Source organism: Paraburkholderia sediminicola, assembly GCF_046027825.1.
Classification (GTDB): Bacteria; Pseudomonadota; Gammaproteobacteria; order Burkholderiales; family Burkholderiaceae; genus Paraburkholderia; species Paraburkholderia sediminicola_D.
Genome location: NZ_JAQQDU010000047.1, coordinates 15,633 through 41,860, shown reverse-complemented (window position 1 = coordinate 41,860; position 26,228 = coordinate 15,633). Strand labels below are relative to the sequence as shown.

Annotated in this window: 24 protein-coding genes; 8 read left to right on the top strand and 16 right to left on the bottom strand. The window is 61.1% G+C overall.

Annotated features, from left to right (window positions below; all coding sequences use genetic code 11):
• Positions 1-118: 118 nt before the first annotated feature.
• The gene (locus PQQ96_RS24270; protein WP_408297408.1) at positions 119-1,510 is read left to right on the top strand and encodes a two-component system sensor histidine kinase NtrB; all 1,392 of its coding nucleotides are present in this window, start codon (positions 119-121) and stop codon (positions 1,508-1,510) included.
• Positions 1,511-1,516: 6 nt separating this feature from the next.
• Positions 1,517-2,152 carry a response regulator transcription factor gene (locus tag PQQ96_RS24265; RefSeq protein WP_408297406.1) on the top strand — a complete coding sequence of 212 codons (636 nt, stop codon included), beginning with the start codon at positions 1,517-1,519 and terminating at the stop codon, positions 2,150-2,152.
• Between the two features lie 396 nt (positions 2,153-2,548).
• Here the strand turns inward: PQQ96_RS24265 and PQQ96_RS24260 are convergent, their stop codons facing one another.
• From PQQ96_RS24260 to PQQ96_RS24245, 4 genes are all read right to left on the bottom strand, one after another.
• Entirely contained in the window at positions 2,549-3,898 is a 1,350-nt protein-coding gene (locus PQQ96_RS24260) for a hypothetical protein (RefSeq protein ID WP_408297404.1), read from the bottom strand.
• Positions 3,899-3,958: 60 nt separating this feature from the next.
• A complete protein-coding gene (locus PQQ96_RS24255) occupies positions 3,959-4,792 on the bottom strand; it encodes a hypothetical protein (RefSeq protein WP_408297403.1) in 834 nt (277 codons plus the stop codon).
• 1,024 nt (positions 4,793-5,816) lie between these two features.
• Positions 5,817-6,041 (bottom strand): DUF6900 domain-containing protein, encoded by a 225-nt coding sequence (locus PQQ96_RS24250; protein ID WP_408297401.1) that lies wholly within the window; start codon positions 6,039-6,041, stop codon positions 5,817-5,819.
• 141 nt (positions 6,042-6,182) lie between these two features.
• On the bottom strand, positions 6,183-7,568 hold the full coding sequence (locus PQQ96_RS24245; protein WP_408297400.1) for an amino acid permease: 1,386 nt from the start codon (positions 7,566-7,568) through the stop codon (positions 6,183-6,185).
• Positions 7,569-7,782: 214 nt separating this feature from the next.
• Here PQQ96_RS24245 and PQQ96_RS24240 point away from each other — a divergent pair, with 214 nt between their 5' ends.
• A complete protein-coding gene (locus PQQ96_RS24240) occupies positions 7,783-8,748 on the top strand; it encodes an alpha/beta fold hydrolase (protein WP_408297398.1) in 966 nt (321 codons plus the stop codon).
• A gap of 31 nt (positions 8,749-8,779) precedes the next feature.
• Here PQQ96_RS24240 and PQQ96_RS24235 read toward each other — a convergent pair whose 3' ends face one another.
• From PQQ96_RS24235 to PQQ96_RS24195, 9 genes are all read right to left on the bottom strand, one after another.
• Entirely contained in the window at positions 8,780-9,613 is an 834-nt protein-coding gene (locus PQQ96_RS24235) for a M55 family metallopeptidase (protein WP_408297397.1), read from the bottom strand.
• Between the two features lie 8 nt (positions 9,614-9,621).
• Positions 9,622-10,683 (bottom strand): DmpA family aminopeptidase, encoded by a 1,062-nt coding sequence (locus tag PQQ96_RS24230; RefSeq protein WP_408297395.1) that lies wholly within the window; start codon positions 10,681-10,683, stop codon positions 9,622-9,624.
• On the bottom strand, positions 10,680-11,585 hold the full coding sequence (gene gsiD, locus PQQ96_RS24225) for a glutathione ABC transporter permease GsiD (protein ID WP_408297393.1): 906 nt from the start codon (positions 11,583-11,585) through the stop codon (positions 10,680-10,682). Before gsiD ends, PQQ96_RS24230 begins: the two co-directional genes overlap by 4 nt.
• A 7-nt stretch (positions 11,586-11,592) precedes the next feature.
• Entirely contained in the window at positions 11,593-12,513 is a 921-nt protein-coding gene (gene gsiC, locus PQQ96_RS24220) for a glutathione ABC transporter permease GsiC (RefSeq protein WP_408297391.1), read from the bottom strand.
• Positions 12,514-12,613: 100 nt separating this feature from the next.
• Positions 12,614-14,176, bottom strand: a complete 1,563-nt coding sequence (gsiB, locus tag PQQ96_RS24215; protein ID WP_408297389.1) for a glutathione ABC transporter substrate-binding protein GsiB — start codon at positions 14,174-14,176, stop codon at positions 12,614-12,616.
• 111 nt (positions 14,177-14,287) lie between these two features.
• Positions 14,288-16,210, bottom strand: coding sequence for a dipeptide ABC transporter ATP-binding protein (locus PQQ96_RS24210; RefSeq protein WP_408297387.1), 1,923 nt, complete (start codon positions 16,208-16,210; stop codon positions 14,288-14,290).
• 99 nt (positions 16,211-16,309) lie between these two features.
• Positions 16,310-17,290, bottom strand: coding sequence for an isoaspartyl peptidase/L-asparaginase family protein (locus PQQ96_RS24205; protein WP_408297385.1), 981 nt, complete (start codon positions 17,288-17,290; stop codon positions 16,310-16,312).
• Entirely contained in the window at positions 17,287-18,252 is a 966-nt protein-coding gene (locus PQQ96_RS24200) for a MurR/RpiR family transcriptional regulator (RefSeq protein ID WP_408297383.1), read from the bottom strand. The genes PQQ96_RS24205 and PQQ96_RS24200 overlap by 4 nt, the downstream gene beginning before the upstream one ends.
• Before the next feature lie 183 nt (positions 18,253-18,435).
• Positions 18,436-19,695, bottom strand: a complete 1,260-nt coding sequence (locus PQQ96_RS24195) for an MFS transporter (protein ID WP_408297381.1) — start codon at positions 19,693-19,695, stop codon at positions 18,436-18,438.
• Between the two features lie 94 nt (positions 19,696-19,789).
• Here PQQ96_RS24195 and PQQ96_RS24190 point away from each other — a divergent pair, with 94 nt between their 5' ends.
• Positions 19,790-20,500 (top strand): pseudouridine synthase, encoded by a 711-nt coding sequence (locus PQQ96_RS24190; RefSeq protein ID WP_408297379.1) that lies wholly within the window; start codon positions 19,790-19,792, stop codon positions 20,498-20,500.
• 168 nt (positions 20,501-20,668) lie between these two features.
• The gene (locus PQQ96_RS24185) at positions 20,669-20,857 is read left to right on the top strand and encodes a hypothetical protein (protein WP_408297377.1); all 189 of its coding nucleotides are present in this window, start codon (positions 20,669-20,671) and stop codon (positions 20,855-20,857) included.
• Between the two features lie 4 nt (positions 20,858-20,861).
• Here PQQ96_RS24185 and PQQ96_RS24180 read toward each other — a convergent pair whose 3' ends face one another.
• A complete protein-coding gene (locus PQQ96_RS24180) occupies positions 20,862-21,893 on the bottom strand; it encodes an NAD-dependent epimerase/dehydratase family protein (protein ID WP_408297375.1) in 1,032 nt (343 codons plus the stop codon).
• 94 nt (positions 21,894-21,987) lie between these two features.
• On the opposite strand from PQQ96_RS24180, the gene PQQ96_RS24175 reads away from it, so the two are divergent.
• Positions 21,988-23,019 carry a CDP-6-deoxy-delta-3,4-glucoseen reductase gene (locus PQQ96_RS24175; protein WP_408297373.1) on the top strand — a complete coding sequence of 344 codons (1,032 nt, stop codon included), beginning with the start codon at positions 21,988-21,990 and terminating at the stop codon, positions 23,017-23,019.
• On the opposite strand, the gene PQQ96_RS24170 is transcribed toward PQQ96_RS24175, so the two are convergent.
• Together PQQ96_RS24170 and PQQ96_RS24165 are read right to left on the bottom strand one after the other, a co-directional pair.
• Entirely contained in the window at positions 22,985-23,761 is a 777-nt protein-coding gene (locus PQQ96_RS24170) for a hypothetical protein (protein ID WP_408297371.1), read from the bottom strand. The two genes, PQQ96_RS24175 and PQQ96_RS24170, sit on opposite strands and share 35 nt — an antisense overlap.
• Positions 23,762-24,122: 361 nt before the next feature.
• Positions 24,123-24,434 (bottom strand): hypothetical protein, encoded by a 312-nt coding sequence (locus tag PQQ96_RS24165; protein WP_408297369.1) that lies wholly within the window; start codon positions 24,432-24,434, stop codon positions 24,123-24,125.
• A 30-nt stretch (positions 24,435-24,464) separates the two neighbouring features.
• Between PQQ96_RS24165 and PQQ96_RS24160 the strand changes: the two genes are divergently transcribed.
• A complete protein-coding gene (locus tag PQQ96_RS24160) occupies positions 24,465-25,649 on the top strand; it encodes an acetylornithine transaminase (protein WP_408297367.1) in 1,185 nt (394 codons plus the stop codon).
• Between the two features lie 18 nt (positions 25,650-25,667).
• Positions 25,668-26,135 (top strand): GNAT family acetyltransferase, encoded by a 468-nt coding sequence (locus PQQ96_RS24155; protein ID WP_408297365.1) that lies wholly within the window; start codon positions 25,668-25,670, stop codon positions 26,133-26,135.
• The last annotated feature ends 93 nt before the right edge of the window (positions 26,136-26,228 follow it).

Genomic DNA, 26,228 nt, shown 5'->3' with positions numbered 1-26,228 from the left:
TCTGGTTCCATGCATCGGCCACTCGACGGTGCGTGCCGGCGAGCCGGCACGGAACCTCTAGCCAAGGGTTGGGGCGCACGCATCGTTCGGGACGGATACATCGGAGGGCAACCCGGCCATGAGCTTTATCTTGCCGACTATCGTTGCTTCAGAAACGACAATCATTCTGCTGTTGCTGACTCTGCGGAGAAGGCCACAGCAGGCTCCGCTGGCAAAGTGGCGCGTCGAACTTCAAAATCGCTTGATGCGTTACGTCGCGCGCGCCATCAGTGATGCCGCGGCGGTGCGGCCAGACACGTCGGTGCAGGCTAACGGAGTCGAACTTCCCGACATTTCCGTCGATCTGCCCCGCCCACTAGCGCCCCCCGAGCGCGCTCGGATGGATGCCTTCGGGCGTGAAAATGGCGAAAATTACTTCCGCGAAATTCTGACATCATTGCTGGTTGCGATCCTGATTCTGAACGAGCGCGGCATAATCGTGATGCTCAGTCCACACGCCGCGGAGTTGTTTGGGTACGGATCCGATGAGCTAATCGGCAAACCCGTTGAACTACTGGTTCCTGATCTTCGTTTCAACACCAACGCTGCTGATCACGCAGAAGTCCTGACGCTCCTACGATCACGCTTGACGACACTTCCGCGTGAATATGTTGCGAGGCGAAAAAACGGCATCGAATTTCACGCGGACATCGAACTCAAGGCATTTCGCTTTGGCGAAGAGAGCGTTACGTTAGCGTTCATCGCAGACAGAACCGATCGATACGAGCTAGCCTGCAGCCGCCGGGAACTGTTCCACGTCGCCCGCGTGTGCACAATGGGGCAACTCGCCCCATCGCTCGCGCATGAACTGAATCAGCCACTCACCGCAATCCTGAGTAACACGCAGGCCGCCCAGCGATTCATGATGGCCGACCACGTCGATCTCGTCGAAGTGCGTGAGATTCTCGCGGACATTGTTCGCGATAACTATCGGGCAAGTGAAGTGATCCGGCATATTCGCTCTTGCGTCCGGAAAAGCGATCCAGAAGTCGCGCCACTTTATCTCGCGAGCCTGATCCGGGAGGTGGTTCTTCTGGTGCGCAACGACGCGATCGTGCGCGGCGTACGCGTCGTGCTTGATATCGACAACTCCTTGCCGACGGTGCAAGGTGACCCGGTGCAGTTGCAGCAGGTTCTGCTCAATCTGTTGCTCAATGCTTTCGATGCGACCGCGCTGGTGCCTGCTGTTGACCGGGTGGTGACGGTGACGCTAAAGAGCGCCGGCAGTAACGTGGTATGCATGTCCGTACGCGATTGTGGTCGTGGGCTCACTTCGAAAGAGCTCGAAGAGATATTCAAGCCCTTCTATACGTCAAAGCCCCAAGGGCTCGGTCTGGGACTGTCGATCGGCCGATCCATTATCGACATGCACCACGGACGACTCTGGGCCGAAAATAACGCTGATCGAGGCGCGACGTTCTTTATCACATTGCCGACCGGTGATGCGACAGAGCGGAAACAGTCGCGATAGAGAGCCATGAATGATTGCGATTCGCTTGTGTTTGTCGTCGACGACGACGATTCTGTGCGCCGGGCATTGGGGAGGTTGATCCAGTCTGCCGGCTATCGGGTGCAGACGTTCGGCTTGGCCCGGGAGTTTCTCGACGCGATGCGATCTGTTGCATCACCGGCGTGTCTGATCCTTGATGTCCGCCTGCCAGATATCGATGGGCTGGAGTTACAAGGCGAGCTGAAAGCGGCGTTGCCTATCATTTTCCTCACCGGTAACGGCAACATTGCTATGACAGTCCGTGCGATGAAGGCGGGTGCTACCGATTTTCTGACCAAACCGGTGAGCGATACCGATCTGCTTCGTGCGGTTTGCGCGGCGCTGGAGCGCGCCGCGCAAACACACGCCGTCCGTTGCGAGCTTGACGCGATCCACCTCCGTTTCGAAAGGCTAACCCCGCGTGAGCGCGAAGTCATGATGCTCGTTGTGAGGGGTCTTTCAAACAAGCAGGTGGCCGAAGAACTAGGCACGGTCGAAAAGACTATCAAGGTCCATCGCGCGCGAGTAATGGCGAAGATGGAGGTTACGTCGCTGGCGCAGCTGGTTCGACTTGCGGACAGGGCCGGATTCGGTGGTGCCACTGAACTGTATGCTTCGCGCTGAGGCTTTACGTCGAATTGTTAAACCGTCCGCAACAGCGGATCGTTTATGCGCCCGGGGCCGCACTCCAGGACGAAGGAAAAGGCCTCAACATCATCACCCATCGTCCATTACTCGCTCGCAAGCGGCCGCTCGAAAGGGTTAGTTGGATGGCTGAAGATGGCCGGTCCTTGCCCATCGGCAATCGGCGGCAAGCAGGCCGCTGGCTTGCGAGCGGCTATCGACTCCAAGCGAGCCGATGAGAACACGACGGTTTTTTCACTTACTGCGGCCGTGCGCGACGGATATTTCACTTTCCGTGGCACATGCTGACCGCTCGGTGCCACTCTTCCCGAAAAATCGCCTTAAATTCAACGACGCATTTCAGTAATGGTGGCGCCCGACACGTAGGGTAAGAGACTAGTCGGAGCCCGGTATATCCTTGCCCTTGCGCCAATTTCGCTGCCATCTCTCTACCACTTGCGTGCTTCCAAGGTCAGCGTGTTGCTGGACAGCGGCCAGCGCAAACTTTGCATTGTTCGGGAAATTCTCTTGGCCGTTTTGCCACCGCCTCCACAGGTCATATACAGCCGCCTTTGCCTTCTGTTTCGGATCGATTCGGTGACGTGCCTTAGCGCCTCGCCGGCCAATTTCGCTTAGGATCGCCTCTTCGCCGTCGAACACAAGATCCATCGCTTGATTCGAAGTACTGGCGGCCAGCAATGCGTACCGGAGAGCTTGGTCTACACGTTCTGCACGTCGAGCCAGCAGCGCAAGTTCGACGTAACGCAACGATGCGATCGCATAGTGTCGGGCAAGGAACTGGCGACGCTGGCCAACCTCGACCCCGAACGAAAACGCATGCTGGAACGACACAGGATCGTCGAGCCAAAGACAGGCTACGCACGCCAGATGCGCATCCAAGCTTTCCCATGGATCTTCGCCACAGAGAATCATCTCAACCGAGTAATCAAACTCTGTCGCACGCGCGATTTTCTCGTCGTCCGATATCGATTCGGCCGTGCTGTAGACGCGCTGTCTGAATGCAGAAAACTCTGCAAACATCGCACGGAGTGTGGTCCGCGAGGCATTGCTGATCGCGCAACCCAACCGTGCCATCACTAGTTCAGTGCGCCACGAAACCGCCGAGAGCTCATCAGGTACGCCTGCCACAGCAAGCTGACCGCGTCCTAATGGGTCAATGGATCGCGAGTTGACGAGAAACTGAGACGCAAATCGATAACGGTAGCGCATATGAAGGGAGTAGTGACCGCAACGGCCATGCAAGGGCAATCCCCGCATTTTCGCCGATAAGATAGTCTCAAGAAAACCCATGAAAGACCAAGCTGTCTCGCGGTCACGCAGTACCGTCGTGAACAGGTATGTACAAAACCGGTCCCTTTTGTACGCTCCTTTGAGACGTGTCCAAAAGTTAGCCACGCTGCCCGCCCACAGTTCTGCGAGTTGACCTGATACGGGAATCGTCTCGCTATCCGCCTTGCCATCGCCTCCCCCCGTCGGCCCCGTCTGGGGACGCAGGTTTGGGCAGATTTCCTTCTCCGCAAGACGGCGCGCAAAATAGGCGAATTCAGTTTCCTGGCTGCGGCTCGTGAGCGTTTCAAGGTGATACTCAAGGAAACCCTGTGTCAACTCAAGCGAGGATGTGGCTTCGGAGTCCGAGTACTCGCTGGGGCGTCGGCCACGCATGTAGCTGACAGGATCCGGGGCAGGGTCAATACCACCGTGGTTTTTAAGTTCGGTGGTCAACATATTTGGGCACTTCCTTTTCCACTCTCCGGGGCAACACACAAGGTTTCGGGAAATCCGCGGTTATCTCCCGGTACTTTCGCGGATCAGTGAAACTGCGTCGTCAAATCTCAATGCGTACACGTCTGCGGTGTTGTGTTTGATTCGCTCAACTACCGCACGGTGTTCAAAGTCATTCGTCACAAACTCGGCAACGCCGTAGCGTAACGCTATGTCTTCGACGGCTGCCTTCCCCCACGAATCTTCCGCCATTCCGTCGGGATGCAGGACCACACTGTGAAAGTAGCCACTTTCGCTTATCTCCGTTCCCTCCCAACCGGACAAGAGCCGGATCGCCATAAGCGCCGTTGCCCGCAATCCGGTGCGCTGGCTTAAAGCCTCTGCAAACACGGAACATGACCCAAAGCTGAATCGCGCGGCGTGGTGGGCGGGCAATTTGGGCAGACCTCTCGCCGGAACGTTTGAAAGATAGTTGGGGTGTGCGCTAATGGCCTCGACCGCATCTTTGATCTTTTCGGCGTCTGGCTGGTATCGCAAAGGCAACCTCACGAACTTGTCTTCACCATAGAATCGTGTCAGCACACTGCCCGGGCCGTCGTGGCCTCGCATACGGATTTGCTTCGTAACAATCCGGTCGCGGAAATCGAATATCGACATGACTCCGCGCGGATCGAATATCAGGTTTCTGTTATCCCCGACAAAAACGCGAAGCGGTTTGAAGCCGTCTTCCTTCCCTTCAGGCGGCCGCTGCGTTGCTGGAGTCCACCAGTCAACATGAAGCAACCAGCCCGTAAGTCGCGAGAGCGCGAAGGCGAAATCGATGCAATCCCGGCTCTCCCACCCGTCTATTAAATACGGCGCGAACGCCGCGCCCCGCTTTATCTTCGCTTGCCCCATCTGCTCCTCCACATTGATCTCGGCGCGGATACCGTATTGCCGATGAATCTACCACAACGGCCTACGGCTCCAAGTCGGCCCGGTGTGTGAAATGGCATGCTATCTAAGGCGAAGATGTGTGCTCGCAAACACTTCCATTTGTTGAACCCTGGCGCGTATCCGATTGGTGAATTCATTGACGGTCGAATCGCGCTTATCGAACACTTCGTTTCGAATCCGCAAGCCAAAATCACTGCCGGGTTGATATCCATTCTAATTTCGTCGTTTTGTGGCCGAAGCGAATCGCCAGCCGGCCCGCAGCCCGAAATCTGCGTTGTCGATGTTTCTAGCTGCGCTCGTCTCGTCAAACGCCGCCAATCGGCCCGTAAGCGGTCGAAAGGGACTGACCGAGAAACTTCCGCATAGAGTCGTCGCAGCCTGTCACGTCACAGGGACTACAAATCGAATGTGCCAATGCAAGCCAGGGCGTTCGCTTGCCCTTGGGGCGGAGGCGGCACGGGAAAGCTTTCGCGCGGCTATGTGCCAGCCCGGGGTATTCTGCGACCGTTCAGCAGGCATTGCCGTTCAACCTTGGCTCGGATTCCGAGCGGGGAACCAACTGCGAAACCCGATGCCGATGCCGACGTCACCAACTTGTCACCACATTTATGAGTGTTTTGGTGACACTCTTGGTGACAGGAAAAAGCCCGCCCCGCTTAGCTTTGGCGGCTTACCTAAAGGCCCGTCACCGTGTCACCAACGAAATGCGCAATCGGCCGCCGAGTTATTCCGTGTGGAGCTATGTTTCGACGCACTCGGCACCATTGGGGGTACGCTTGGGGGTATGAAGCACTCAAAAAAAAGTTACGCGCCCGTCAGGCAACGCATTTCCGCTCATTTTGCGTGTCCGGCCCTGGCACCAAAAAAGATTCGAGCAGTACCGCATAAAATCAGAAAGCCCCGCCCAGCCATGCTGCGCGGGGCTTTTTGTTGCCCTGCTTTTGTTGCCCTTCATAAAGCAACGAAATGAGGCATTGAAGCCGCATTACTGGTGTTGGCCTGCAAGACTTCCGTTCGAACTCACTCGACGGCCGATCATGAGGCCGGCATCGTAGGCCGCTTCCAGCGCTCTCGCGAGACTATCGACCCGCACGATGCGTAAATCCGCGCTCGCCTTGCCGCTCAGTTCGAACGTCGCGATGCCGAGCGTTTCATGCGCGATCGATAGCAACAAGTCCAAACGTGCGTCGTGTTCGATGATGGTGTTCATATTCGGCTCCTGACATGCGACATTGCACTTATCAGCTTAGGCAATAATTGCCTGAGCAATATGTGACGTTCCGCCGCATATTGAAGCTCTTCTCGATATTGGGCGGCCCGGCGCCAACGACGCCGGCGCCCACTATCCGTCTTACTGCTCTGCCACGCGCGCGCCGCCATGCATCGCTGCACGCCGACGTTTGAACACATAGCCGGCCCACATCACGATCAGCCACGCGGGCACGAGCCACACCGAGACCGACAGGCCCGGCGTCATTGCCAGAATCACGAGGATCAGCGCCATGAAGGCGAGGCAGATCCAGTTGCTGACCGGGAACCAGAACGACTTGAACACGAGCGTCTCGCCTGCCGCCACCATCGCCTTGCGCGACTTCAGATGCGTCAGGCTGATCAGCGCCCAGTTCAACACCAGCGCGGCCACCACCAGCGCCATCAGCAAACCGAGTGCTTCGGCCGGAATCAGATAGTTGATGATCACGCAGGTGAACGTGGCGAGCGCCGACAAACCAATCGCCATATACGGCACGCCGCGGCGGTCGACCTTCATCAGCGCGCGCGGTGCATTGCCCTGTTCCGCCAGACCGTACAGCATGCGGCTATTCGCATACACGCCGCTGTTGTAGACCGACAGCGCGGCGGTCAGCACCACCACGTTGAGGATGTTCGCGGTCAGCGTCGAGCCGATCTGCGAGAAGATCATCACGAACGGGCTGCCGCCGGCCGCCACCTGATTCCACGGATACAACGAGAGCAACACTGCCAGCGAGCAGATGTAGAAAATCAGAATCCGGTAGATCACCTGATTCACGGCCTTCGGAATGCTCTTTTGCGGGTCGGCCGCTTCAGCAGCCGTAATACCGATCAATTCGAGCCCGCCGAACGAAAACATGATGACCGCGAGCATCATGAACAGGCCGTGAAAACCGTGCGGGAAAAAGCCGCCGTCGGCCCAGAGATTGGTGATCGAGGCTTGCGGCCCACCATGGCCGCTGATCAGCAGATAGCCGCCGAACAGGATCATGCCGATCACCGCCACGACCTTGATGATCGCAAACCAGAATTCGGTTTCGCCGTACGCTTTGACGTTAGCGAGATTGATGGCGTTGATGACGGCGAAGCACACCAGCGCCGAGACCCACGTGGGCACCCCCGGCCACCAGTAATGAACATAGGTGCCAACTGCGGTCAACTCGGCCATACTCACGAGCACGTACAGCACCCAGTAGTTCCAGCCGGACAGAAAGCCGGGAAAGTCGCCCCAGTATTTGTACGCGAAGTGGCTGAACGAGCCGGCAACCGGCTCCTGTGCCACCATTTCACCAAGCTGCCGCATGATCATGAAGGCGATGATGCCGCCGATCGCGTAGCCGAGAATCATCGACGGGCCGGCTGCCTTCAACACGCTGGCGGAGCCGAGAAACAAGCCGGTGCCGATCGCCCCGCCCAGCGCGATCAGCTGGATGTGGCGATTTTTAAGCCCGCGCTTCAGGCCGTCTTGCTGCTGTGCACTATTCAAAATTGCGCCCCAGTGTATGGATATCGATCACCCGATCGGACTTATGGTCCGCTCCGGCACAACCTGAAATTTTAGCGCGCCCGAAATTACCTCAATACTGGGACCAACCCGCGCTTGGTTCTGCGCCGCACTTAACGGCAAGGATAGTGATTGTCACTGGCGTGGTGCTTCGGTATGTTGCCCTAGTCGAGGTTTCAGCCTTCGGAGATTCAACATGTCGCTCAATCGTCTGCTTGGCGCCGCTGTTTTGTGTCTCTGCTTCGCTGGGGCCGGTGCCCTCGCGCAAACCGCAGCGCCTGCGGCAGAACCCGCCGCCGAACCCGCCGTGATGCCAGGCATGGAGTCGAGCGCACCTGAAGCACCGGCCCCTCCTCCCGCCGAGCCTGCCGCAGTCCCCGCGCCCCCTGCCGCTGCACCCACGCCCGCCGCACCCGCCACCACAAGAGCGAACGCCCCCACACCGCCCGCAGCGCCGATGACCGGCCCCGTGCGCAACGTCGTGCTGGTTCATGGTGCGTTCGTCGACGGATCGAGCTGGAACGGTGTCATCGCGAAGTTACAGCAGAAGGGTTATCACGTGAGTTCGGTGCAGAACCCGCTCACGTCGCTCGCCGACGATGTCGCCGCCACCCGCCGCGTCCTCGCGCGCCAGGATGGCCCAACTATCCTGGTCGGGCATTCTTGGGGCGGTGTCGTGATTACCGAAGCGGGTGCAAACGCACCGAACGTCGCGGGTCTCGTCTACGTGGCGGCCATTGCGCCGGACCTGCATGAATCGACGATCGACCTGATGAAACGTGCAGCGCCGGCGCCGGCGAATCAAGGCATCACCGCGGATTCCACAGGCTTTCTTTGGCTCGACCGCAGCAAGTATCACGCCGACTTCGCTGCCGACGTACCCGAGAATCTAACGCGCGTGCTCTCCGCCGCGCAGCAGCCGATCGCCGCAAGGGCCTTCAGCGAAACGGTGAACCAGGTGGCGTGGAGAGAAAAGCCGTCGTGGTACATCGTGACGACGAGGGACCGCGCGATACCGCCCGAAGTCGAACAGTTCATGGCTAACCGGATGGGCGCGAAGATTGTGCCCATCTCATCGAGCCATCTCGTGCCGGTGTCGCATGCCGGGGCGGTGGCGGATGTGATCGATCGTGCAGCGCGGGAGTTGAGCCGGCAACAGTAGGCTGTCGCCGTCACGCCCTCCGTCACACGGCTCAGCGCAGCATGAACGACATCGCCGACAGGCAATTCAGCATGCGCACCACATGTTCCGCCGACTCCGCGCTAAAACGCAACGTGACGGCGTCCACGCGCGTGAGCGTCGGCCATTGGCAGAACAGATCGGCAAGTGCGGTAGTTTGCACACGCAACTCGCATTCGACGGGCTTCGTGGTAGCGCGCGTGGCTTGCGACGCATAACCCTTGTCGATGTAATGCCGCACCACTTCGCGCGCGGCAGTTTCGATGGCATCGCGAGCGCTTGCCGGCGTTTGCGTGACGCCGCTCGCGTGCCCCGTCGCGCTCTTGGTGACGACAAAGCGTGCGCCAGGAAAACGCGGCGCAGTTTCCTCGGCGAATACATCGTCGCCGGATAAAAGCACTACCTGTGCGCCATATTCTTCCGCCAGCGTTCCATACAATCCTGCCTCGCCGACCTCGACGCCGTTCAGCGAGACGCGCGCGAATGCGAAGCTGTTGATCGTATGCGAGAGAACGCCGTGCGTCTGCGACCTGGCGTGATAGCCGATCATGAACACCAGCGCCGCGCCATATTCAAGGCCGGCCATCATGCCGAGTGTGCGCGGTTTGCCGAGCACGATCTGGGCACGCGCGTCGAGCAGATCCGGTAACAGATTGCGGAAACCGCCGTGCGAATCGTTGACCCATACATGCGTCGCGCCGCCTGCGAAAGCGCCTTCAATCGCGGCGTTGGCCTCGAGTGTCATCCAGCGGCGCGCGGCTTCGTATTCGCCGTTGCCCGCGCGCGTTTGCTCGGGATGGAACACGCCGGCCACACCTTCGATGTCGGCGGAAATCAGGACTTTCATCAGGAAGATTACTTGAGAAGTTGAGCGAGATCGGGGACGGTGTCGTGCAGCGATAGGCGACGATGGCCGTCGCGGCCCGTGACGGAAGTTGCGCTCCACAAAGCATCGACGATCGCCTGCTCGACGCTGTCCGCGCAGGCACGGAATAGCGGATCGAGCCGAGCATCGGCGAGCACCGGCGGCAGCGCGACAAAGTCGGACTCGTGCGGCACGGTGTAGGCCGTTGAAAACGCCAACGCAATGTCGCCGCTGCCGTGGCCGTACACCGAACCGGTTCGTGCAAGACCGGCCGCGGCGCGCAATGACAGACGCCTGAGCTGGCGAGCGTCGAGCGGCGCATCCGTGGCGACGATCATGATGATCGAGCCTTGCTCGGGTTTCGCGCTGGCTTCGGCCGCGCGTTCGGCCAGCACGCGACCGAGCGGCGTACCGTCGATCGTCAGCATCGGCAGGCGACCGAAGTTCGCCAGCACCAGCGCGCCGACGGTATAGCGCTGCCCTGCTACGTCGACCACGCGCGATGCATTGCCGATTCCGCCCTTCAGATCGAAGCACGACATGCCGCGGCCTGCGCCGACCGAACCGCTCGCGACATCAACGCTTGCCGCTTCACACGCATCGTTGTAGTGCCGTTCGCTTACCGCCAAAGCCTGAATATCGTTCAGGTATCCGTCATTGCATTCGAACACCAACGGATTGACGGTCGACCACTCGCGTCCGATCTGCGGATGGGCATGAATTGCCGCACGAATCTGCGCTTGGGCGACCGCAGCGACACCAAAGGTATTGGTTAATGCAATGGGTGTTTCCAGCACGCCGAGTTCTTCAACCTGCACGAGCCCGATGCTTTTGCCGAAGCCATTGATCACTGAAGCGGCCGCGGGCACCTTCGCGAGAAACGGATCGCCCCGGTGCGGACGAATTACGGTCACGCCGGTTTGCACAGCGCCCTCATCCAGCGTGCAATGTCCTACCGTCACGCCTTCTACGTCGGCAATCGTCCCGCGCGGGCCGCTCGGCAACACGCCGATATGCGGCGTGTTTTCACTGGCAGTATTAGTCAGACTCATGGCCGGTCGAGCTTCGGATCGAGCGCATCGCGCAGACCGTCGCCGAGCAGATTAAACGCCAGCACGGTGAGGAAAATCGCCAGACTCGGAAACAGCGCGATATGCGGCGCGGTGACCATATCGGCACGCGCTTCGTTGAGCATAGCGCCCCACTCCGGCATCGGCGGTTGCGCGCCGAGTCCGAGAAACGACAAGCTTGCCGCCGTGATGATCGACGTGCCGATCCGCATCGTGAAGTACACCACGATCGACGAAATCGTCCCCGGCAGAATATGCCGCACGATGATGGTCCAGTCCGATGCGCCGATGCTGCGTGCCGCTTCGATATAGGTAAGTTGCTTGAGCATCAGCGTATTGCCGCGCACGAGGCGGGCGAACGCCGGGATGCTGAAAATCGCCACGGCGCAGATTACATTGATCATGCCGTTGCCGAGAATCGCGACCACACCGATCGCCAGCAGAATGCCGGGAAACGCGAACAGCACGTCGGCGACACGCATGGTGATGCGGTCCCACCAGCCTTCGTAGTAACCGGCCAGCAAGCCGAAGAATGTGCCGATCACCGCGCCGATCGCCACCGACAGAAAACCGGCCTCGAGCGAAATACGCGAACCCGCCAGAATGCGGCTGAAAATATCGCGGCCCAGCGAATCGACCCCGAACCAGTGCGCGGCCGAGGGCCCCGCATTCAACGCGTCGTAGTCGAAGAAATTCTCCGGGTCGTATGGCACGATATGCGGCGCGAGAATCGCGACCGCGACCAGCAGCAGCACAAAAATGCCGGCGGCGAGCGCCACATGCTGCTTGCGGAATTTGCGCCAGAATTCACTCCACGGCGTGCGGATCGCGCTTTCTACAAGAGCGGCCTTGGCCGCATTCGCCTCGGTAGCTGAGATGCTCATGCCGGCCTCACTTGAAACGGATAGTCGGGTTGATGACGGCGTACAGCACGTCCACAACCAGGTTGATGATGATGAACTCAAGCGAGAACAGCAGCACTTCAGCCTGAATCACCGGATAGTCGCGCATCGCCACGGCATCCACCAGCAGGCGTCCGAGGCCCGGCCAGTTGAATACCACCTCCACCACGATCGAGCCGCCCAGCAGAAAGCCGAATTGCAGTCCCATCATCGTGATGACGGGAATCATCGCGTTGCGCAGGCAGTGTTTGACGATCACGAGCCGTTCGGGCACGCCCTTGGCGCGCGCGGTGCGCACGAAATCTTCATTCATCACTTCGACGAACGAAGCACGGGTGAAGCGCGCCATCACTGCCGCCACGGCCGCGCCGAGCGTGAGCGACGGCAGCACGTAGCTTTTCCAGGAACCGTCCCCGACGATCGGCAACCAGCCGAGCTTCACCGAAAAGATCTCCATCAGCAGCATGCCAAGCGCGAACGCGGGAAACGAAATACCCGACACCGCCAGCGTCATGCCGAGTCGGTCGGGCCAACGATTGCGCCATACGGCCGAGACGATACCGATGCCCATGCCGAGCACCACCGCCCACACCATGCTCGCGAGCGTCAGCAGCAACGTCGGCATGAAGCGCTCGCCGATTTCCTGACTGACCGGCCGCTTGCTGCGCGTGGACGTGCCGAAGTCGCCGTGCGCGATCTTCACGAAGAAGTTGACGAATTGCTCCGGCATCGGCTTATCAAGACCGAGATCGGTACGCACCAGCGCAACGGTCGCTTCGTCCGCTTCGGGGCCGGCCGCGAGACGCGCTGGATCGCCGGGCAACAGATGCACGAACAGGAACACCAGCACGGCGACGATGAAGAGCGTCGGCAGCAGGCCAAAGATACGTTTGACGAGGAAGTTCAGCATGAAACCAATCCGGCAATGATGCGGGTAACGAAGAATCGTTAGAAAGCGGCCACCCGGCCGGCGTGTTCGTCTGGAATACGCCGGCCGGGCGATCAACTCATCACTTGATTGCGATCTCGTCGAAATTGAACGAGCCGTCCGGCGCGACATACGCACCCGACAAACGCTTGCTGCGCGCGTACACGACCTTTTCCTTGACGAGGAAGATCCACGGCGCGTCGGCCCAGATGCGTTTTTGTGCGTCGGTGTAGAGCGCGGCCTTCTTTGTGCGATCTGTGGTTTCGAGCGCCTGCTTCAGATCGCTGTCAACGGTGTCGTTCTTGTAGTACGCAGTGTTGACCATCTTCGGCGGGAACGAGACCGACCCGAGCAACGGCGTAATCGCCCAGTCCGCTTCACCCGTCGACGAGGACCAGCCCGCGTAGTACATCCGCACCGGTGCGGTCGCCGGGTCCTGCGCGCTTTCCACCTTCGCGACGCGCTGACCCGCTTCGAGTGCTTCAACCTGCGCCTTGATGCCGACTTGTGCCAGTTGCTGCTGCACGAACTGAATCACCTTCTGCGCGGTCGAGTAGTTATACGCGGACCACAGCGTCGTTTCGAAACCGTTCGGATAGCCCGCTTCCTTCAGCAACTCACGCGCCTTCGCCGGATCGTACGGCCACGGGCCGAGCTTGACGGCGTAGTCGACACCTTGCGGCACCACGCCATCAGCCGGCGTCGCATAACCCGCGAACGCGACCTTCGTCAGCGCGTCCTTGTTGACCGCGTAGTTCAGCGCCTCACGCACCTTCGGGTTGTCGAACGGCTTCTGGTTGACGTTCAGGCTGATATAGCGCTGGATGATCGACGGCGACGCGATCAGGTCAACCTTCGGGCTCGACTGCAACTGCGCCGCCTGCTCGAACGGCACCTGGAAAGCAAAGTCCGCCTCGCCGGTGCGCATCAACGCAGCGCGCGTGTTGTTGTCGACCACCGGTTTCCAGTCGATCGCATCGATCTTCGGATAGCCCTTCTTCCAGTAGCCGGCGAATTTCTTCACCGTCAGGTCGCCTGCCGGGTCCCACTTCACCAGTTCGAACGGGCCCGTGCCGACCGGATGGAACGCGATGTCCTTGCCGTACTTCTTCAGCGCGTCGGGCGAAATCATCACCGCCGACGGATGCGCCAGCACGTTGACGAATGCCGAGAACGGCGCCTTCAGGGTGACCTTCACCGTGTACGCATCGACCACTTCGGTCTTCTCGATACGGTTGAACATGTTGTAGCGCTTGAGCTTGTTCGCCGGATCGGTCACGCGGTCGAAGTTTGCTTTGACTGCCGCAGCGTTGAAGTCAGTACCGTCCTGGAACTTCACGCCGTGGCGCAGCTTGAACGTGTAGACCTTGGCATCCGGGCTCGCTTCGTAGCTGTCGGCCAGCACGTTGACCAGCTTCATGTCCTTGTCGAACCCGAACAGACCTTGATAGAACGACTTGGCCACGGCTTGCGACAGCGTGTCGTTCGCGTCGTACGGATCGAGCGTCGTGAAGGTCGACGCAACGGCCATCACAGCCGTCGTGTCGGCGTGCGCCACATTGCCCGCGAGCATCGCGAACACCATCGCGCCGCCGCTGACCAGCGCGCGCAAACGAAACGGAGAAGACGGGACCAGCAGGTTCATGAGGTTGGCTCCAGGCTGCGAATTGAAACAGGGTTATGTGCTGCGAGAGAAAATGGCTTTGCTTCAGGTCTGGTACTTCGGTCAGGACTGCGTTCGGGCTTTCGCTCAGGTCTAGTAAGCGCCGCCAACCCGATGCTGAGCCACGAAATGATCCGGTCCGACCGCCACCAGCGGCGCCACAATCGGTTCATCGTTCAGTAAGCGAATCGGGCTCGGAATTTCGTCGGCGGCGAGCATGCGTTTCGCGTGACGGCGTGCGGGATCGGCGACCGGCACCGCGCCCATCAGCTTTTTCGTGTACGGGTGCTGCGGCGCTTCGAACACCGCGCGGCGCGGACCGATCTCGACGATCTGGCCGAGATACATCACCGCCACGCGATGGCTGACACGCTCCACTACCGCCATGTCATGCGAAATGAACAGATACGCAACGCCGAGCTCGCGTTGCAGATCGAGCATCAGGTTGACGATTTGCGCCTGCACGGAGACGTCCAGTGCGGAGACGGATTCGTCGGCGATCACGACTTTCGGATTCAATGCCAGCGCCCGCGCAATCGCAATGCGTTGCCGTTGTCCGCCCGAAAATTCGTGCGGATAGCGGCGCGCGGCTTCGGGCGGCAAGCCGACCTTTTCGAGCAGCCACGCCACGCGTGCCTGGGCTTCAGCGCCTTGAGCGACGCCGTGCACGAGCAGCGGCTCCATGATCGAGAAGCCGACCGTCAAGCGCGGATTCAGCGAAGCAAACGGGTCCTGAAAAATAAACTGGATATCGCGGCGCAGCGCTTGCAACGCCGGGCCAGTGAGCGAGCTGATTTCCTTGCCGTCGAATTCGATCGAGCCGCTCTGACTTTCGACCAGACGCAGCAATGAACGGCCCGTCGTCGATTTACCGCAACCCGATTCGCCGACCAACGCGAGGGTTTCACCCGGACGCAGATCGAAGCTGACCTTCTCGACCGCATGGACGCGGCCCGTCAAGCGACCGAACGCCCCGCTCTTGACCGGAAAACGCGTGACCAGATCGCGCACGCGCAGAATCGGCGGCGTGCTGTCGTGGATCAGCGGTTGGGATTCTTGCGCTACAGCGGCAGCGGGACGAACCCGTTCGTCAGTGCCGGTGAGCGCTGCCTGCTCGACAGTCAGAATCGGAAACTTGGCGGGCAGATCGGTGCCCTGCATCGCGCCAAGGCGCGGGACCGCGGCAAGCAATGCCTTCGTATAGGGATGCGACGGCGCGGCGAACAGCACATCCGACGCACCCTCTTCCACTTTCTCGCCGCGATACATCACCAGCACGCGATCGGCCACTTCGGCCACCACACCCATGTCGTGCGTGATAAAGATCACGCCCATGTTCATCTCGTCCTGCAGGCCGCGAATCAGTTGCAGGATCTGCGCCTGAATCGTCACGTCGAGCGCGGTGGTCGGCTCGTCGGCGATCAACAGGGCGGGCTTGCACGACAGCGCCATCGCGATCATCACGCGCTGGCGCATGCCGCCCGATAGCTGATGCGGAAAACGCGCAGCCACCCGGCGCGCTTCGGGAATGCGCACGAGTTCGAGCAGACGCAGCGTTTCGGCGTGCGCGGCAGAACGGCTCTTCCCTTGATGCAAGGCAATCGCTTCGCTGATCTGATCGCCAACCGTGAATACCGGATTGAGCGAGGTCATCGGCTCCTGGAAGATCATCGCGATGTCGGCGCCGCGAATCGAACGCATCGTGCCGGACGACGCTTTCGCGAGGTCGAGCACGCTGCCGTCGCGGCGCCGGAAGGCGATGCTGCCGCCGGCAAGGCGCCCACCGCCATGCTCGATCAGCCGCATCAAGGCAAGCGATGTCACCGATTTGCCCGAACCCGATTCACCGACGATCGCCAGCGTCTCGCCACGCTCGACCGTCAGCGACAGATTGCGCACCGCGTTGAAGGTCTTGTCGCCTCTGCGAAATGCGACCGACAGATCGTCGACCGCAAGCACGCGTTGCGGCGGCAAGGTTTCGATAAACGGACGGGCAGTGTGCGATGAAGTCGGCACGATGGTTCCTTTGGATTCGGACGCGGCTAGCGGTGATTCAAGCGAAAGTTCCAGCGAAGATTCAGGCTGCAATTCAAGCGAGGGAGCAGCGCGGCAGCATTAGCGATAGATCGCCGTTACTGGCGTCTCACCGATCCGCGCGAACCCGCGATACATGCCCTCGGTATTGAACGGCAGCGTGATGTTGCCGCGTGCATCGACCGCGATCAGACCGCCGCGGCCGTCGATCTTCGGCAGACGGTTCATCACCACGTCGTGCGCCGCTTCTTCGAGCGAAACGTTGCGGTATGCCATCTGCGCCGCGACGTCGTATGCAGCGATCATGCGAATGAACATCTCGCCGGAGCCGGTGGTCGAGACCGCGCAGGTTGCGTCGTCCGCATAGCAGCCCGCGCCGATCAGCGGTGTGTCGCCGACGCGGCCCACCTGCTTGTTGGTGACGCCACCCGTCGAGGTCGCCGCAGCTACGTGGCCATGCTGATCGAGTGCGACCGCGCCCACGGTGCCGAACTTGCGATTCGGGTCGATCGGCTCGTGTGGCGTGGGATCGTCGTTTTTCGAATCCAGCGTCGCGCCGTCGTGATCGAGCATCGCGCGATTCTGACCGCGTGCAAGCTGCCATTGGCGATGACGCGCTTCGGTATGGAAATACCCGGGCTCGACGAATTCGAGTCCTTGCGCGGCCGCGAAGGCTTCCGCGCCTTCGCCCGTGAATAACACGTGTTCGCTGCGTTCGAGTACGCGGCGCGCCGCCAGAATCGGATTGCGTATGCGCTTCACGCAGCAGATCGCGCCGGCCTCGAGCGTGCTGCCGTCCATGATGGCAGCATCGAGTTCATGCGTGCCGGCTGCCGTGTAGACCGCGCCGCGGCCCGCGTTGAAGAGCGGGCAGTCTTCGAGCAGACGCACGGCTTCGCTGACGGCATCGAGCGCGCTGCCGCCGTCGGCAAGCACACGCTGCCCGGCGCTCAGCACCGCATGCAAGGCGGCATGGTACTCAGCTTCGGCGCTACCCGACATCGATGCGCGCAGGATCGTGCCTGCCCCGCCGTGAATGGCAATGACTGCGTTGGTGTTCATTTCTTGGCTTTCGTAGTGCGGGTGGTACGGATAGAAGCGCGCACGGGCTGCTCAGTCGTGCTGGACGGCTCGGCTTGAGGATCGGTCAGCCAGGGCAAGACGAATTCGCTGACGCCGGCGGCGGCCTCAACCGAACGTTGGGCGCGATATGCGACCGCATCGCAGAGTGCTTCGATCACGGCCAGCACAGCCGAATCGGCATTGGCAGCGAGCCGCCGCTCAGAACGGATATAGAGCTTGAGATCGGCAAATTGCGCGAGCGGCGAGCGCGGGCCGTCGGTCAGCGCAAGCACGCGTGCCCCGCGACTTGCTGCGCGCCGCGCGAGTTCGATTGTGTCTTCAACGTAACGCGGGAACGCGATTCCGATCACCAGATCGTCTTCATTCGAAGCGAACAGACGCCGCGCAGCATGCGACGGTCCGCCGACAAACGCGAGCGACTGCACGTTGTCGTGATACGGCATCAGGCCGTGCTCCATCAGGCCGGCGAGGAACGCGCTCGAACCCGCGCCGAGCACGAAGACACGACGCGCGGAAATTATCGCTTCGACCGCGGCCTCGGCGGCAGCGCTGTCAATCGCGGAGCGGGTGGATTGCAGATTGGTTGTGGCCTGTTCGAGCGATGCGTCAACCAGATCATCGCCGGAAGCGAGCGATTCCTGCGCGCTACGCAGCCGCTCGACCGGTGCGAGCGTCGCTTCGAAGCCGCGGACCAGCGCTTCCCGAAACTGCGGATAACCGTCGAAGCCGAGTGCGCGAGCGAAACGATTCGCCGTTGCGACCGATGCGCCAACCACGCTCGCCAGTTCGTCGATCCGCATCGTCGCCGCGCGGAACAGATTCGCCAGCACGTATTCGCCCATGCGTCGATGGATCGGCGTAAGCGTCGGCATCGCTGCAGCGATGCGCGCGGCGATGGCCTGCTCGGCAGGGTTCGAAGCAACGGACGAGTGATGGATCATGCGTGCGAACTGGCGTGATGGTTGTCCCCCAAGGGGACTTCCTCCGGGGCGTAAGCAAAATGCATGAAAGTATATTTACATAGAAACCTATCAGAAAAAAATTCATTTTCATTTTTGAGGGTTTTCCCCGATGGGTCGCCAACACGCCGGCACACAACACCGCCATCCGATGAAAACCAGTTTTCATTGAGCGATTGCAGTGCCCTCGGGAATGTTCGCGAGCCGTGCCGCCGGCGACATGACGATGATCAGCGCCTGCACAAGGAACGCTGCGGCAGCCGCCACCAGACATGCGTCCATCCCCCAGCGCACACTTATCGCCGCACCGAGCAATGCGCCCAGCGGGCGCGCACCAAAGGTCGCGGTGCTGTTGAGCGCCGAGACACGGCCCATCATCCGTTCGGGCGTGATCGCCTGACGCAGGGTGGTCGAACCCACCACCCACAGAATCGGTCCGGCGCCGAGCAGGAAGAAGCTCAGCATCGCGAGCCAGAACGACGGCGTGACGATCGTCGCCACCATCACGAGCGAGGCGAGCAAACCGCACGACGGTCCGATGATCAGCACGCGGCCGAACGCGAGGCGTCGCGCGATGGCCGGTGCGGCGAGCGCGCCGCACACCATGCCGACGCCGTACGCGCCGAGCGTCACACCGACCATCGACGCGCTCAATCCCAAGCGATGCACGGCATATGGCACATACACCGCTTGCAGGACGAAGAAACCGAGATTGAAAAAGATCGCGGTGGCGAGCATCGGACGCAGCAGCGCGTCGCGCAGCACAAAGCGCGTACCGTCGCGCAGTTCAAGCAGGAAGTGACGCTCCGGAGCGGCCGCTCGCGGCGGTTCGCGCAGCCCCGCGAGCAACGCGACGGCCAGCGCCGATAGCCCAGCCGCGCAGCCATACGCCCATCCCGCGCCGATCCAGCCGACCAGCAGTCCGCCGAGCGCCGGACCCGCTGAATACGCGACACTGCGCGCCAGTTCGAGCCGGCCATTGGCCTGGGCGTACGCCTCGCGCGGCACGATCGAGGGCACCAGCGAAGGCGCCGCGACGTTGTAGGCCACCGTGCCAGTCGCGGCAATAAAACCGAGCGCGGCGAGCAGCGACAAGCTAAGCGAATGGGTCATCACCAGCAGCAGCACGCAGAGCATCGCGACCACACGCACGCTTTCGGCGAGCGTCATCAACGTGCGGCGCGAGCGGCGGTCGGCCCACACGCCGAGCGGAATCGACAACAACAGGAACGGCAGCGTCTGCGCGGTTTGCAGCAGACCGGTCTCGCGCGCGCCTGCACCGAGCGCGAACACGGCGACGAGCGGCGCGGCGGCGAGACTGACCTGCTCAGCGGATTGCGCGACCAGATTCGACCATGCGAGCCGCTGAAAGGCGGCCGGCAGACGGATCGCGGATGAAGACGGCGAAGAGGAAGCGGTATGCATCGATGAACTCCTGTGACGGGACGGGGAGAACTCATCGTGGTCGCTAAGGCGCTGCGCGGCGCTCCGCTTCTTGCGGTGTTATTCTTCGCTCGCCATGAATCTCGAAAGCATCCTCTTCACTCAAGGTTTCGGCTCGCGCCGCCAATGCCGGGCGCTGATCGGCGACGGCCGCGTGAGCATCGGCGGTTCAGTCTGCGCCGACGCCGATACCGATTTCCCGACCGACGACAGCACGTTCTGCTTCAGCGTGGACGGTGTCGTCTGGCCGTATCGCGAGCACGCCTATCTGCTCCTGAACAAACCCGCAGGCTACGAATGCTCGCGCGATCCGCAGCATCATCTGAGCGTGTTCAGCCTGCTGCCGCTGCAGTTCGCCGAACGCGGCGTGCAATGCGTGGGCCGCCTCGATCAGGACACCACCGGCCTGCTGCTGCTCTCCGACGACGGCAAGTTCGTTCACATGTTCACGTCGCCGAAACGCAAAGTGCCGAAGCGGTACATCGCGACCACGCGGCATCCCATCGACGACGCCCAACTCGGTGCCTTGCGCGACGGTGTCATGCTGCACGGCGAGCCCAAACCGATCGTCGCCGTCGATGCCCAGGCGCGCGGCGAACACGCGCTGGCCCTCACCGTGATGGAGGGCAAGTATCACCAGGTCAAACGGATGATCGCGGCGGCCGGGAACCGTTGCGAAGCGCTGCATCGCGAGCAGATCGGTGGACTCGCGCTGCCCGCGACGCTCGCAGAAGGCGCGTGGCAATGGCTCGACGAAACCGACCTCGGATCTTTACGGAGCGGGTAAACCGGTAGGTCCCTTTTAAAGCCTTGATGCGTCAGGAGAATCGTGTGCGCGCCCGCACACAGGCCTCGCGGAACGCCTGATTACACGCTGCGGCGCAGCATGCTCTTCCTTACGAATCGCCCTATACTCGATTAAACAAAGACTACAAAGGGTTCAAGGAGAGGCGCCATGGTCATCCACGACACTATCGTGATCTCATCCGTGATGATTGCTTTCACGTGCCTCGGGCTGGTTCTGGTCGGCGGACTGCTGGTTGTGATGCGGCTGCGGCACAAATATCACCCGAACCTGATCGGCGCACTGATTGGCGCGATGCTGTGCTTCCTGTTGCTGGAGGCATTGCCGGCGCTGACGTAAAAGCCTAAGAAGTCTCACGCAAAAAATCATCAACGCTCGGGTACCGCAAGCGTACCCGCAGCTCCTCTTTGAGGCGGCGGTTCACAAGCCGCCTCGATTCGCGCATGAAAGACAGCAAGGTCGGCTCGATCTGCTGCTCTGCCTCCGTACGCGTGATGCGAGGCGGACGCGCCAGACCGAACGCATCGGCCACCACATCGAAGTACGCCCCCATTTTCAGCGACGTGTCGTCGGACGCGTGAATCACGCGCGCCGGCCGCCCATGCGTGGCGAGGCGCAGTAGGATCGCGGCGAGGTCGTCGGCGTGGATATGGTTGGTGTAGACGTCGTCGTCGTCGATCAAGGCGGGCGTGCGCTTTTCCAGCCGCGCGAGCGGCAGGCGGTTGCCCGCGTAGATGCCGGGAATCCGTGCAATGCTCGCGGCGACCACGCCTCGCGCGGTGGCGCGCCGCAACTGCTGTTCGGCCGACACGCGGCGTTTGGCGCGCGCATTGGCCGGTTGCAGCGCGCGCGTCTCGTCGATCCACGCGCCGCCGCAATCGCCGTAGACACCTGTCGTGCTCGCGTACACCAGCCTCACAGGCGCGTGCGGAGCGGCGGTCCAGCGCACCCTGTCGGGTACAATATTGGCTGCTTCAGATTCCGCCCACGAGGCACTTATGTTGCTCAACCCGCGGCGTAGCCGCCCGACCGGCGCCACCGCGCCGCGCGCGGCACGCAGCGCCCGATTGCGGCGCGCGCTTAGCGTAGCGAGCAAAGCACGGGTACGGCTGTCGTCATCGCCGGTCTTTTGCGGCGGCGCGAGATGCAGCACCGTCGGCGCGAGGCCGGCAAGCCGTTTCAGGCTGCGGCGCGCGTCGAGATCACCGACCAGCGGCGTGACGCCGGCAGCGCGCAATTCGGCGCTGCGCCCGGCGTGGCTGGTCAGCGCGAAGACATGCGAGTGTGGCTGTAACAAGGGCACGCAGCGCATGCCGACGTCACCGCAGCCAACAATCAGCACGCGCGGCCGGCGTAATTTTCGTGTCGCTTTCATGGTGGACGCATTGTAGCCGTCAAGCGCGGCAGGTACCGCACAGTTGCACCGCGGGTCCGATAACGATTACCGACTTCTCGATTTCGAACACTCTATGGCATTTAACGTCACGCTCCGGCAAAGCGGCCGGCAGTTTCAGGTAGAACAGGACGAACCGGTCCTGATCGCGGCTTTGCGCCAGGGCATCGGCCTGCCGTACGGCTGCAAGAACGGCGCCTGCGGCTCATGCAAAGGCACCGTGATCAGCGGTCAGATTGAACAGCGTCAGCATTCGTCGTCGGCTTTGTCGAACGACGAAAAAACGCGTGGCATGGCGCTCTTCTGCTGCGCGACGGCCTGCTCCGATCTCGAAGTGGATATCCGCGAAGTAGCGGGCGTGGGCGACGTGCAGGTCAAGAAACTGCCGTGCCGCGTGAACGCCATCGAGCGCAAGGCCGACGACGTCGTCGTGCTGAAGCTGCAATTGCCCGCCAACGAACGTCTGCAGTATCTGGCCGGCCAGTACCTCGAATTCATTCTGAAGGACGGCAAGCGCCGCAGCTATTCGATGGCAAGCGCGCCGCACGCGGAAGGCCCCATCGAATTGCACCTCCGTCATATGCCGGGTGGCGCATTCACGGACCACGTGTTCAGCACGATGAAGGAGCGCGACATCCTGCGCTTCGAAGCCCCGCTCGGCACCTTCTTCCTGCGTGAAGATTCGGACAAGCCGATCGTGCTGCTGGCCTCGGGCACCGGCTTTGCGCCGCTGAAGGCGATCGTCGAACATGCGGTGTTCAAGAACCTCAACCGGCCGATGACGCTGTACTGGGGCGCACGCCGCAAGAAGGACCTGTACCTGCTCGATCTCGCCGAGCAATGGGCTCGCGAGATCCCGAACTTCAAGTTCGTGCCGGTGCTGTCGGAACCGGACGCGAGCGACGCGTGGACGGGTCGCGTCGGCTTCGTGCATCGCGCGGTGATCGAGGATCTGCCGGATCTGTCGCCGTACCAGGTGTACGCGTGCGGCGCACCGGTGATGGTCGAGTCGGCGCAGCGCGATTTCACCCAGCACCACGGTCTGCCGGAAGACGAGTTCTACGCGGATTCGTTCACGAGTGAGGCGGATCTGGCGAACGCGGTTTAAGGGAGTGCATAGCATCGGCGCTAGCGCCCCGATGCTCGCGAAGCCGAGTTCTGAAAGCGCGGCTATGCAAATGGCCGCGCTTTGCGCAGGCAGGGTTTGCGCCAACGAAAGCGTCGATTCTGATCTGCAACGCGCGCGCTTGATTCTCTGGAGCCGCATGCTCAGGCTGGAGCATTTTGTGCAACGGCGTGCATCCATCGCTGCCGGCCATACCCAGATTCGAAACAACATAATCGATCGCGGCCAATGTCTCGAAGAGTCTGCGGCCATACACTGGCTCGTGGTGCGCGACGCGATTACGCATCTGATAGATGTGCTCCAATTGCGTGGCTACCGCAGACCGGTCGACCCGCTTGTCCGGGAAAATGCGCTTGAGCGACGATTTCCACAACGTCTGTTCGTAGTCGTTGGAAAACAATCTCTTCCAGAAGTACATCGTGAGTTGGGTGATAACCTGCCCGCCGGGAACAACGATCGCTTTTTGCCGCGCATCGAGTCGAAACTCGTGACCCAGCCCCGGCGGCACACCGCGGCGGAACGCAGCCTTATCGAGCGCGCGCTTCTCGGACGGGCTTAGTTTGGCATAGGCGGCGCGCTGCGCACTGCGAACCGCCGCTTCGACCTTGCCTCGCTCCTCGTCTTTCCAGGCAAACGGCGCCGGTGGCCGACGTAACCAACCTTCGACACCGAAGTGCTCTGTCAGTTTGTCGCACACCGCGTTGCGCAATGCAATTTCGACCACCGCAGTGACGCTCATCAGGGTGCCAGCAAGCTGCAACATCTGCTGATGAAGCGCGATGGTCGCGCGAGTGCTGCCTGCCATTGCCTGAAACGTACCGAGGCGTTCGCCCGAAAGCAGTGCGGCAACTGCCGTAATTTCTTCGTCTGTCAGGCGTTCCATTGACCTTTGGCTCCTACGCTTTTAGAATTGTTAGCGATAGGTCGGGATCAGCGTCGGCAGCTATCTTCGGATGGGCGGACCCCGGCTTCCTGATTAAAAAATGGGCGCTCTCTCGAGCGCCCATTTGCATTTCTGCCGGTCGTTTGTACTGGCTTTTCCGTTCTGGCGGACAACCGCTCAAACGACCCATGTCACATTTTAGTCAGCCGTACATCTCATAATCGGCGGACAACCGGAGTTCGTGCGCCAGACAAAAATATCGGTCTGATGCAAATTCATGGTTTACACCAGCGCTTTCCTTGTCGTATTCTTTCGCGCATGAACCGCACTCAATCCGAACTCCGACGTCGCCGCTCGCCGCTCCCTTAGGGGCGCCGCTGGCTTCGTCACGGATTCGCGCCGCACAAAGGCGCAGGCAGTTCGAATCATGAAAGCCACGGCATGCCGTGGCTTTTTTGTTTGATTTTTTTGTTTTTGCCGGCCCCTGTTTCATATCCGGCAACCGTTCATTCACCCTTCACCCCGCTGTCTGGAGCCTGCCGTCATGAATTTCAATGAGTATCCGATCGAGTCGCTGATGTACATCACGAACCGGCCCGAAATCGTTTTCACGCACGGCAAGGGCTCCTGGCTCTACGACAATAACGGCAAGCGATATCTGGACTTCATCCAGGGCTGGGCGGTCAACAGCCTCGGTCACTGCAACGACGGCATGATCGAAGCGCTGAACAAGCAGGCGCAATTGCTGCTCAATCCGTCGCCGGCCTTCTACAACGGCCCGATGGCTCAACTCGCCGGGCTGCTCACGCAGCACAGCTGCTTCGACAAGGTGTTCTTCGCGAACAGCGGCGCCGAAGCGAACGAAGGCGCCATCAAGCTCGCGCGCAAGTGGGGCAAGAAGTTCAAGGATGGGGCGTTCGAAATCATCACGTTCGATCACAGCTTCCATGGCCGCACGCTCGCCACCATGTCCGCCAGCGGCAAGCCGGGCTGGGACACGATCTACGCGCCGCAAGTGCCGGGCTTCCCGAAAGCGGATCTGAACGACATCGCGTCGGTCGAAAAGCTCATCAACCCGAAGACGGTTGCGGTGATGCTCGAGCCGATTCAGGGCGAAGGCGGCGTGATTCCCGCCACGCGCGAGTTCATGCAGCAACTGCGCGCGCTGACCAAACAGCACAATCTGCTGCTGATCGTCGACGAAGTGCAAAGCGGTTGCGGTCGGGCCGGCACCCTGTTCGCGTACGAACTGTCGGGCATCGAGCCAGACATCATGACGCTCGGCAAGGGCATCGGCGGCGGTGTACCGCTCGCGGCGCTGCTCGCGAAAGCCGACATCGCCGTGTTCGAACCGGGTGACCAGGGTGGTACGTACAACGGCAATCCGCTGATGACCGCGGTCGGCTACTCGGTGATCTCGCAACTGACCGCGCCGGGCTTCCTCGAAGGCGTACGCGCGCGCGGCGAGTATCTGCGTGCCAGGCTGCTCGAGTTGTCTGAAGAACGTGGTTTCGAAGGCGAGCGCGGCGAAGGTCTGCTGCGCGCCCTGCTGCTCGGCAAGGACATCGGCAATCAGATCGTCGAGAAGGCTCGCGTGATGCAACCCGACGGCCTGCTGCTGAACGCGGCGCGTCCGAACCTGCTGCGCTTCATGCCGGCGCTGAACGTCACGAGCGAAGAAATCGACCAGATGATGGCGATGCTGCGTTCGATTCTCGACACGCTGTAATCACCCAGGAAAACGCGTATGACGACGACCGCAACGCTATCGATCCGCCGCTTCGAAGCGAGCGACACCGATGCCGTGGTCGCGCTGTGGCAAGAAGCGTTCCCCGAGTACCGGGACGTGACGAGGCCGCAGCGCAATCCGCATCTGTCGATCGCCAACAAGCTGGCGACGCAACCGGAACTGTTCTTTGTCGCGGTGTTCGGCGAACGTATCGTCGGCACCGTGATGGGGGGCTACGACGGGCACCGAGGCTGGCTGTATTCGCTCGCAGTGGATGAATCGTTGCGTCGTCACGGCTTCGGCGCACGTCTGGTCGCGCATGTCGAAAACGCGTTGACCGAACGTGGATGCCCGAAGCTGAATTTGCAGGTGCTATCCGCGAAGGCCGACGTGCGCGCGTTCTATGAGGCGCTCGGTTATCGCGCGGATGCCGTGATCAGTCTCGGCAAACGATTGGGCGAACTGGCGGAAACGCCAGCGGCTTAGGCGCAGGCAATCGCCCGAATAGAATAAGGCCGCATGCGTGATTGAAACGCATGCGGCCTTTTTTGCGGCTAAGGCAAACTTAGTCCAGCTTAT

Bases quoted from the DNA above. Each gene is read 5' to 3' on its own strand.
- PQQ96_RS24195 (WP_408297381.1), bottom strand. From the start codon at position 19,695: ATGCATACCGCTTCCTCTTCGCCGTCTTCATCCGCGATCCGTCTGCCG.
- PQQ96_RS24235 (WP_408297397.1), bottom strand. From the start codon at position 9,613: ATGAAAGTCCTGATTTCCGCCGACATCGAAGGTGTGGCCGGCGTGTTC.
- PQQ96_RS24240 (WP_408297398.1), top strand. From the start codon at position 7,783: ATGTCGCTCAATCGTCTGCTTGGCGCCGCTGTTTTGTGTCTCTGCTTC.
- PQQ96_RS24270 (WP_408297408.1), top strand. From the start codon at position 119: ATGAGCTTTATCTTGCCGACTATCGTTGCTTCAGAAACGACAATCATT.
- PQQ96_RS24255 (WP_408297403.1), bottom strand. From the start codon at position 4,792: ATGGGGCAAGCGAAGATAAAGCGGGGCGCGGCGTTCGCGCCGTATTTA.
- gsiB (WP_408297389.1), bottom strand. From the start codon at position 14,176: ATGAACCTGCTGGTCCCGTCTTCTCCGTTTCGTTTGCGCGCGCTGGTC.
- gsiD (WP_408297393.1), bottom strand. From the start codon at position 11,585: ATGAGCATCTCAGCTACCGAGGCGAATGCGGCCAAGGCCGCTCTTGTA.
- PQQ96_RS24190 (WP_408297379.1), top strand. From the start codon at position 19,790: ATGAATCTCGAAAGCATCCTCTTCACTCAAGGTTTCGGCTCGCGCCGC.
- PQQ96_RS24155 (WP_408297365.1), top strand. From the start codon at position 25,668: ATGACGACGACCGCAACGCTATCGATCCGCCGCTTCGAAGCGAGCGAC.
- PQQ96_RS24180 (WP_408297375.1), bottom strand. From the start codon at position 21,893: ATGAAAGCGACACGAAAATTACGCCGGCCGCGCGTGCTGATTGTTGGC.
- PQQ96_RS24250 (WP_408297401.1), bottom strand. From the start codon at position 6,041: ATGAACACCATCATCGAACACGACGCACGTTTGGACTTGTTGCTATCG.
- PQQ96_RS24185 (WP_408297377.1), top strand. From the start codon at position 20,669: ATGGTCATCCACGACACTATCGTGATCTCATCCGTGATGATTGCTTTC.
- PQQ96_RS24160 (WP_408297367.1), top strand. From the start codon at position 24,465: ATGAATTTCAATGAGTATCCGATCGAGTCGCTGATGTACATCACGAAC.
- PQQ96_RS24260 (WP_408297404.1), bottom strand. From the start codon at position 3,898: ATGTTGACCACCGAACTTAAAAACCACGGTGGTATTGACCCTGCCCCG.
- PQQ96_RS24200 (WP_408297383.1), bottom strand. From the start codon at position 18,252: ATGATCCATCACTCGTCCGTTGCTTCGAACCCTGCCGAGCAGGCCATC.
- PQQ96_RS24230 (WP_408297395.1), bottom strand. From the start codon at position 10,683: ATGAGTCTGACTAATACTGCCAGTGAAAACACGCCGCATATCGGCGTG.
- gsiC (WP_408297391.1), bottom strand. From the start codon at position 12,513: ATGCTGAACTTCCTCGTCAAACGTATCTTTGGCCTGCTGCCGACGCTC.
- PQQ96_RS24205 (WP_408297385.1), bottom strand. From the start codon at position 17,290: ATGAACACCAACGCAGTCATTGCCATTCACGGCGGGGCAGGCACGATC.
- PQQ96_RS24175 (WP_408297373.1), top strand. From the start codon at position 21,988: ATGGCATTTAACGTCACGCTCCGGCAAAGCGGCCGGCAGTTTCAGGTA.
- PQQ96_RS24265 (WP_408297406.1), top strand. From the start codon at position 1,517: ATGAATGATTGCGATTCGCTTGTGTTTGTCGTCGACGACGACGATTCT.